Source organism: Peterkaempfera griseoplana, from assembly GCF_001418575.1.
Taxonomy (GTDB): domain Bacteria; phylum Actinomycetota; class Actinomycetes; order Streptomycetales; family Streptomycetaceae; genus Peterkaempfera; species Peterkaempfera griseoplana.
Window position 1 is genome coordinate 586 of sequence record NZ_LIQR01000475.1, and the last position, 1,308, is coordinate 1,893.

Consider the following 1,308-nt stretch of genomic DNA (forward strand, 5'->3'; position numbering starts at 1 on the left):
GGCGGCTTCGGCGGCGGCCTCGGCGGCTTCGGCCTCGGCCGCGGCGGCTTCCTCGGCATCTGACGGCCGGTTCCCCTCCAGGACACCTACAGGCGGCCGGCGGCCCCGACTCCACGTCGGGCCCGCCGGCCCTGCCATGTCCGGCGCGCCTCCGCGCGGCAGCGTCATCCGCCCCGCCGCCGGGCCGCCCCGCTGGGCTGCCCGGCCGCCGCTCCGGGCGCGGAGCGCCCCGTCCACCCGGTACTGGGGCGACGTACCGCCCGGCCCCCGCAGTGGGACGGGACCCGATCGGCCCGCGGGCGCTCGGAGCACCGTGCTACGGGCCGGGGCCCGGTCCGGCCCTGCGGCACTCGACGCCGCTCCGAACGGTGCGCCCCCGGCGGAAGCCCGGACCCCGCCGTCTGCCCGCACACTCGCCGCCCCCGGCACTCACCGCCCTGGCACAGGACTCGTCCGGCGGCTGCCTGCGGAAGCCCCCGGCCCATCGCCCGGCAGCTCCCGGACGGTACGTGCACCGGCCCTCCCTCCGCTCGGGACCCGGACCCGGGCCGCCTCCCGCCGCACTACACACCCCCTGGCAGTCCCCGGACGGACACCAGCCCTCCCGCCGGAAGCCCGGACCCCGCCGCCTCCTGCCGCACTCACCGCCCTGGCACAGGACCCCGTCCGGCGGCTGCCTGCCCGGGCGCCCGGCCTGCTGGGTAGGCTGCGGGGACATCCCGCAGCGAGAGGCAACCACGCATGGCCAAGACGCCCAAGGAGCCGCTCAAAGCGCTGCTCCACCTGACCGGGGTGAGCCGCACCTACGGCGCACGGCAGGTTCTGCATCCCATCAGCCTGAAGCTCGCCGCCGGCCAGTGCGTGGCACTGCTCGGCCACAACGGCTCCGGCAAGTCGACCCTGCTGCGGATCGCCGCCGGCCGTGAGCGGCCGACCACGGGGAGTGTCCGCTTCGACGGCATCCCCATGGACGAGAGCGACCCGCGGATCCGCTCCAGGGTGGCCGTGGTCGGCGACACCGTCGCCTGCTACCCCGACCTCTCGGTGCGCGAGCACCTGCTGCTGGTGGCGGTCGCCCACGGCGTCGCGGACGCCCACGCGTGGATCGAGCACGTCCTGGCCGACCGGGGCCTGGCGGACCGGGCCGACGCGCTGCCCTCGGCGCTGTCCTCGGGGCAGATGCAGGCGCTGCTGCTGGCCTGTGCGATGGTGCGGCCGCGGGATCTGCTGCTGCTGGACGAGGCGTGGACCGGCCTCGACCAGGAGGCGAGGGCGCTGCTGGACGCGGCGGCCGTGGAGCGGGCGGCC

At 77.5% G+C, this 1,308-nt stretch carries 1 protein-coding gene; it reads left to right on the forward strand.

Annotation, left to right across the window (positions count from 1 at the left end; genetic code table 11):
- Positions 1-741: 741 nt before the first annotated feature.
- Positions 742-1,308: ABC transporter ATP-binding protein (locus tag AOK09_RS30120; RefSeq protein ID WP_055590397.1), on the forward strand; the 567-nt coding region annotated here is incomplete at its 3' end.